The organism is Candidatus Zixiibacteriota bacterium (assembly GCA_021159005.1).
GTDB lineage: Bacteria > Zixibacteria > MSB-5A5 > UBA10806 > 4484-95 > JAGGSN01.
Genome location: JAGGSN010000177.1, coordinates 1 through 7855, shown reverse-complemented (window position 1 = coordinate 7855; position 7855 = coordinate 1). Strand labels below are relative to the sequence as shown.

6 protein-coding genes are annotated in these 7855 nt (G+C 39.1%); 2 read left to right on the top strand and 4 right to left on the bottom strand.

Annotated features, from left to right (window positions below):
- Positions 1-127 precede the first annotated feature (127 nt).
- Positions 128-3670: a C10 family peptidase gene (locus J7K40_11250; GenBank protein MCD6162972.1), complete on the top strand. Its 3543-nt coding sequence runs from the start codon at positions 128-130 to the stop codon at positions 3668-3670.
- 245 nt (positions 3671-3915) lie between these two features.
- Here J7K40_11250 and J7K40_11245 read toward each other — a convergent pair whose 3' ends face one another.
- The 4 genes from J7K40_11245 to J7K40_11230 are packed head-to-tail and all read right to left on the bottom strand — an operon-like array spanning position 3916 to position 6593.
- Positions 3916-4587: a ThiF family adenylyltransferase gene (locus J7K40_11245; protein MCD6162971.1), complete on the bottom strand. Its 672-nt coding sequence runs from the start codon at positions 4585-4587 to the stop codon at positions 3916-3918.
- 8 nt (positions 4588-4595) lie between these two features.
- Entirely contained in the window at positions 4596-5267 is a 672-nt protein-coding gene (locus J7K40_11240; protein MCD6162970.1) for a hypothetical protein, read from the bottom strand.
- Positions 5254-6387, bottom strand: coding sequence for a hypothetical protein (locus J7K40_11235; GenBank protein MCD6162969.1), 1134 nt, complete (start codon positions 6385-6387; stop codon positions 5254-5256). The genes J7K40_11240 and J7K40_11235 overlap by 14 nt, the downstream gene beginning before the upstream one ends.
- On the bottom strand, positions 6384-6593 hold the full coding sequence (locus tag J7K40_11230) for a MoaD/ThiS family protein (protein MCD6162968.1): 210 nt from the start codon (positions 6591-6593) through the stop codon (positions 6384-6386). Before J7K40_11230 ends, J7K40_11235 begins: the two co-directional genes overlap by 4 nt.
- Before the next feature lie 184 nt (positions 6594-6777).
- Here J7K40_11230 and J7K40_11225 point away from each other — a divergent pair.
- On the top strand, positions 6778-7855 hold a 1078-nt coding region (locus J7K40_11225; protein ID MCD6162967.1), incomplete at its 3' end, for a hypothetical protein.

The window sequence follows — 7855 nt, the reverse complement described above, 5'->3', positions numbered from 1 at the left end:
TATATTAACTTATTAATATAGACGATTGAACTTGCTTTTTAAATAGGAAGTGATTAATTTAAATTAAAGCAGTACATTTTTCAATGGCTGTTTACAGTTTCGGTTATAAAAATGCTGAAGATTAAGTTTGCTTAATTTAAAAGAGGAGAAGGAGATGAAGAAAATTTCATTATTACTCACCGTCATATTTTTACTTATTGCTTCAGCTATTTCAGCTGGAAATGTTTCTTTATATGTTTCAACAAATGTAGCTCAAAACTGGTTAAATTTCCATAGCCGGAATCTTGAAGAAAATTGGAACGGGGCAATTAATCCCCAAATTGATGAGTGTCGATATCTAATTTCAGATTTAGATACCATGGCATATGTATTCCTTATTAATCCATCGGGCTATATTGTAGTAGCAAAATATAATGAAATTGTACCTGTCATAGCTTATTCCACGACGGAGCAATTGGATATTAATAGTGATTATAGTTTTGCAAAGATATTACAAGCTGATCTTTTAAAACGAAATAAATTAGTAAAAGATTTTCTTACAGGGCAAATTACTCTTGATGATAATCCAAACGGAATGCCTGCTATTGAAATAAATTGGCAAAAATGGGATATATGGTCATTAGATACACGGGCGTTTGAAAGCCAATACAACAATTACTTCCCAGATAATATTATGGATGTTGATCCTTTATTAGAAAGTACATGGCATCAAGGAGAACCTTATTATAATTTATGCCCCATTGGAAATGGTGGTGAGCGATGTGTCGTTGGCTGTGTAGCTACCGCGACCGCTCAGATAATGCGGTACTGGCAATGGCCTCCGGCAGGAGATAGCTCTCATATATACTTGTGGGATGGTGACGGAAATGAACCAGGTTATAATCTAATTGGCGACTTCAGTGACCCGTATGATTGGTCAAACATTCTACTTGATTATTCGGGCGGGTATAATAATGATCAGGCCTTCGCCGTAGCAGAACTATGCTATGAAGTTGGAGTGGGATACGAAATGGATTACCATGTTAGTGGTTCGGGGGCATATACAAGCCATTGCGTTTCTGTGTTGCCTAAATATTTTAGGTATTCTAATGAAATAGACCAAGAAAGCCGACCTGACCATACGGCGGACAGTTGGTTTAATATAATCAGTGCAGAACTCGATTTGGAGCGACCGTTACTTTATAGAATTTATCAATCAGGTTGGGGTGGCCATGCAATAGTATGTGATGGATGGAGGATTTCCGGCGGGGAAAATCAGCTACATTTTAACTATGGCTGGGCCGATGGTCATAATACCTGGTATACTGTTGATAATTTATACCCTGGTTCACCGGAGAACGATAGATGTTATCATGGTATAGTCCCCGCCGATGATGATATCAGGTCTATCACGGTTATTTCGCCAAATGGTGGCGAGTCTTGGTTTAGAGGAAGCGCAGTACACATTGCTTGGGATTTCGAAGGTAATATCGGTGAATATATTAAAATTGATTTGTATAATGGTGGAAATTATGACAACCCAATTGCTGATTCAACAACTAACGATGGTTACTATTCATGGTTCATTCCATACGAACAATCTGAAGGCTCGGATTATCAAATAAAAATAAGTTCCCTTGATAATTCAGTAAGCGATATGAGTGACGAGTATTTTGCTATTGAACAATATGAGAATGTGGATACAGTTAGGATTTATGATGAAAATCAATTACAATTAATATCTACAGGAGGAGCATATCCTAGAGACGCTTATTACCTTTTGATGAATGATATTAATCTTTCATGGTTCGATTTCGTTCCAATTGGCAGCAATCCTGAATACTACTTCAGGGGCACCTTTGATGGACAAGGCTATAGCATAAGCGATTTACAAATAGATAGAGAAACAGAATCTTATATAGGTCTGTTCTCAATAATTGATCATAGAGGAGTTGTAAAGGACATAACTTTGCTAGACCCCGAAATCAGAGGTTATAGATACGTCGGTGCATTTGCTGGTTTTAACGAGGGTTCCATTATTAACTGTACGGTTACTGCGTCAGTCTCGGGAGGAGGTTCCATCCGGGGACGCAGTAGAATTGGGGGTATAACAGGCGAAAACACAGGTGTTATCAGCCAGTGCACCGTAACTGACCATGATGATAGTCATGGAATCTATTTGCGTGCTAATGTAGAAAATGTCGGTGGTATTGTAGGTGTGACCGGCGAAGGTTCAGGCAATAATGCTCTTGTCGAGTTTTGTCTTGTCGACTGCCGTATTAATGGAAGGGAGGATTATAACGGCGGCATCGCTGGCGGAAACTATGACAGTATTATTGGATGCGTTTATATTAATGGTACTATTGATGGCCGGGATTGGGGTAATGGAGGCATCGTCGGGTGGAACCATAGCGGCTTAATCAAGAATTGCAGCTTTATTGGCACATTGAACGGAGACACATTTAATGGAGGAATTGTAGGCTGGTTCGAAGGCGGTACTATAGAAGAATGCTATGCTGCTGGACCAATTTATGATAGCGAAAAAGGAGGAATTGCTGGCCGTTGTAATGGAACTATCTCAAAATGTTTCTGGGATACGCAAGTTACAGGTTGTGATGAGGCATATTATGATGGTAGTTGCACAATTATAAATTCCCATGGAGAAATAACATCCGAAATGATGCAAGAGTCAACTTTCACAACTCAATACAATACAAACTGGGATTTTATCAGCGTTTGGGCAATAGATGAGAATAACAGCTACCCGATGTTAAGAAATGTTGGTGATATCCTTTCACCTCCTGATGGATTAACTGCTTCATCAGATCAGTCCGACGGTGTTCATTTGTCTTGGAATCATGTTTCATATGATTTAGTAGGCGGACCATATAATGCGGTATATCGGGTATATCGTTCAAATGGCCCAGATGAGTATCCGCCCGAGTTAGAATTGACAAGCGAATGGCAAACATCAAATTCCTTTATAGATAATACTGCCTTGCCGGGTGCAGCCTATTATTACACGTTGAAAGCCGCCGCCACAAACAGTGGCACTCGTGAAAGCGATTTCAGTTCATATGTTCAAGGGTATCGTGCATTTCTACCATTAGAGGTACCCACTGGTATTTCGGCTAGTGATGGTTTAGAAGTATTAATTTATATCCATTGGGATATTGTGCCAAACGCTAACTATTATAAAGTATTTCGCGCCAATTCCTTAGATGGGACAAAGATAGAACTTGGGAATTGGCAAACGGAATTATCGTTTGATGATGTACCGGAGTTTTCTGACACAGTGTATTACTATTGGGTAAAAGCTGCCATAGACAATTCAGGCGGGAGAGAAAGTGATTATGGCGGTCCCGATGAAGGTTATTATATTTTTATTCCTACAGATATTGATGACGAGAACGTGCTACCAATCCCTGACGCATTTTCGTTGAGTCAGAATTTTCCTAATCCATTTAATTCCCAATCTACAATTAACTATGGGCTCCCTAAATCGGCACACGTTGTCATAAAGATTTATGACATATTAGGTCGTCAGGTTAAAATTTTGGTCGATAGCGAAAAATCTGCAGGATATCATCAAGTGGTTTGGAATTCAAATAATTTAAGTTCTGGGATTTTCTTCTATAAGATTCATGCCGGTGATTTTGTTGAAACAAAGAAAATGTTGCTGCTTAAGTAAAAGAAAAAAAACACAAGATTTATAACGGGGAGCCATTTTGACTCCCCGTTCTTTTTAATCAGAATCGTCATCCTTATCTTCAGGCTTATCCTGCTTGCTCAAGACAATCTTCAATATCTTCTCAACAAGATTCCCCACCGACTTAGCCAGTTCTTCAACATCATTTTCCTTCATCGGCTACCTCCTGCATACAAGGCGACGAATGATTTCGGAGACAACAGTTATAATCGTTTTCCATGCTTTTATCATATTTGAACTCCCTTTCTTATAAGCGTTAGTGTTTTCAAGTCGAGTGTTATCACAGGTTCAATCCAATCATCATTGGCATACGCGGCAACTTGCCTGCAGACCAATCCCGCTAAAGGCAGAACCGAATAGATAATAGACCGAGCAGTGCAGCGTTCCTCAAGAGTTTCAGAGTCATCGATCAATGTTGCCTCATAAGCTTTAGATCCGTTGGGAACACCCGGCTTTACCGAGTAAACCTGTATCACCTGTGCCGCCATTCTCGGATCAATCAGAAGCTTCACCGTTCTGTGAGTAATCACTGACTTCCAGATACGCTTGCGAATAGTCATGGAATCAACGGCTGATATGACAATATCAGATTCCAGTTTCTGTTTGATGAATGGTCGAGGAAGTATTTCAACATCTACCTGGTTATTAAAGTCTTTGAGAATCTCCATACAGGCGGCCACTTTCTTTTCACCTATGTCGTCTTCTCTGAAAAACTGATTCGGCAGGTTCTCAATATTCACTTCATCCGGGTCAATAAGAGTTAACTGACCAACTCCCATCTTACACAAAGATAAGGCTGTGAAACTTCCTACTGCTCCACAGCCGATTATTGTTACGTGCAGGTTTGCCAGCTTCTCCTGGTTTACCAGTTCCTGCTGACGAATGTATTTATCATCCATTTGTACTCCTATAAATCGTCAAATATTGAATACCCGGATAATTGCTGGTATTCTTCCATGTTGATAGTTCCCTGCTCAAAGGCAAGCTCCAGTTCCTCCTCACATGTAAAATCCATAGTAGGCACAAACCGGTCATTCTTTTTAACGACTATACCTGTTTTATTTACCTTGGCTTCAAATTCGGCAGTGTAAAGTTCCTCCAGCTCTTTGGAACACGGGTAATGAATCTGGGTCAGGACTTTATCCAGTATTAAATGACACGGATGATAAACATCCAGTCTGGTCAGTATGTCACCACGGATATTTGTAACGATTGACACCGAATAAGAACCATTAGCCAGTATTGCACAGCACTCATCGTCAGTAGTTGACCAAAAGGCTGTCATTCCTGCATGGCTGTGTATCCAGCACTTCAGGCGTGAACCATCGATTTCTTCAGTCGCAAGCTGAATCATCAGGTTAGCCACGGCTTTATCATCAAGAGTGGTTTCCGCACCATTGACTGTTTGCTCAACGAGATATATTTCAGAAACAAAGAGCCCGGTTGTTCTACCGTTATTCTTAACTTCATCAATTAGCCCCAAAGCACTAACTTCATCCTGATTAGCCAGTCCTACCCAATGCTGAAATTTTGCCCAGGCATTAGCATCGATATGTACTGTGAATTCAGGCTGTTTCATTGGGGACTCCTTGATATTTGCAATCCTCGATATTACAGTTGGAACATTTATCAGCATTAGACTCACGGCAAGCATCTTCGACGTTTTTGTAATAGCAGCAGCTTGTACATGAACACATCATGCAAGTTATTGGATTCTCCACGCCTTCGTAACAGTCCTCTTCAGCATTGTCATAATAGGGGCAATCACTATCACCGCAATTGACACAGTCCCAGCCATAGCTTCCGCCTTCCCGGCATCGTTCGTATTCATCACTTTCTTCACAGTAGTCCGGGTCGTTCCAAAACTGTATCTTCTGGTAAGCATCATCCTCATTGTATTCGTGGATGAACTTGTGTAGAAGCTCAAGTGCTCCGTAGATTTCGTACTCACCCAGCATCTGGCGTAACCCTGCTGATATATTACCCAGGCAAACCTCTGAATTGTCGTTTACATGCGGATGAGGATAACCATTGACAGTGTTTGTCAGGTTGTTGATTTTAGCCTGTCCTTTAGATAGATCGAGTTCTATCAGAAGAATACCGATATTGAATTCCTCACCGTCGACATTGATATCAACCTGGTGAGTCTTGGCTCTTATGCACCGTTCATCAAACTGGATTGACTGGTACAATCCTGGAACCAGCTTTTTAACATTAGTGTATTCATCGATTATCTTTTTGTTTAGCGGGACGATTGGCTTTTCCAGCAGTGTCAGTATGTGTCTATCAAGATTACGGTTTCTGGACAGTTCGAAGATTTGTCTGTTCAGACTATCGAGAGTATACTCCGCTTGTTGGATTGATTCGTTTAACGAAGTCTTTCTTTCCTCCACACCTGAAAGGACCAGCTGTTTTAGCTGATCCCTTTGTCTTTGGTGAAAACTTTTAGCTAATACCGGAAGATTATCATCAAGAGCCTTGGTTATAGCCTTGAGATTGTTTTCATTGAGTTGGTAACCTATTTGAAGACTGGATTCATTTAGTATTACAGGTTCTTTCGGGCTCTCCCTGAATAGAACTTGTAATCCATCCTGGCTAGTTGTCGGCTGGACATTATCTGAAAATTGTACAGCCTCTATCGGAACATTAAGCTTCTGGGCATGGAACCTGATTTGAGCTGTTACCTTATCCCATATCAACTTTGCCCCCCTTTGATATGCGGGTTCATCGTGATAACATCACCATCCTGAACAGGTGATGTGTCAAATGCTGGATGACCGTTTAGCGTAACAGTCATATGTTCGCGGTTGAATCCCGATGCCTGGATGACATGCTGCAATGTCGACCCATCTTGAATCTCGACTTCCTTGGCGGCTTCGCCTAACTTTAATACCTTGACCTTCATAGATACTCCTTTGTTTGAATTGAAAAAGCCCCGTGGATACGAAGCTTTGGTTTGATTGTTATATCCTTATACCTGAAAGTATTACCAGTTTAATTAACTGCATTTTTCAATAAAAACCTTGTCTATAAGAACATACTTATCTATTTTGACATAGTTTAAAATTAGAGATAAAAAAGGCAGAACAATGAATGATAAAAATAAAAAATCCAATAATAATAAATTGAAAACTCCTATAATTAATCCTATCATCTCTAAAGAAATAGTTAGCGCAATTCAAATCTTAAATGAAACTTCAGGAATCAACACTCAAGGTCATATAGATAAAACAATTAGTAAGTTGGGGATAATTATTCAAGCTGACTCTAAAGATAAATTTGAATATTTAACTTTATCGGATCTCAGGTCTTCAGATAATGTGACTAAACCAATCAAATTTTTCGGGAGTATAAACCGTATTTCAGATACGTATCCGTTGAGTTTTGTTGGCTCATCAACTGTTTTTGATGCCATAAATGTAGAAATTGTCGATAATCGTGGTCAGATCATAAATGCTATACCGATAATTAGTAATGAGATGAAACAAAAGATACAGAGTTTTGATAATGACTATTCAGCTATGTGTTTTTACGGTACTGTATTATACGGCTTGAAGGTTCGAGACAAGGCGAATGCTTCTGATAAAAGTAATCTGGAGTATAAATTTTTCATAACTGATGTTGAGCAAGCAGATGATTCTTATGAAGCTAGCAGTATAGCAAAACAAGAGAACGTGAGAAGATTGATGAGTGATAAAGACCTTCAGGATGAATTGATGGTAGCCCTTAACATCCTAGATAAAACCGAAAAATACCATGAAGAGGGATATTATGATAAAATACGGCCGCAAGTAGGCTTAACTTTTGTTAAGATTCCCAGAGAAAGATACGTTTATAAAGAGTCATTAATAAACGTACTCAAGAAAGATGATGTTCTAAAACCTGTTAAATTTTACGGTACTATAAGTTCAATTTCAAATCCTAAAGTATTATCTATAAAAAGAGATACTGGAGCAATTGTAAGTTTTGATGCTATCGATTTAGAGTTAAAGGATTTAAAAAACAACACCGTTAAAACAATTCCAATAGTATCAGATAAGAAAAAGAAAATAATATCAGATTTTGTGGAGCGTTATTCACGTTTTTGTTTTTATGGTTTAGTCTCTTATGGGTTGATAAAGAGAAGAAGAACCAATACAAGTAAAATAAATATAGACGATCTTGAAT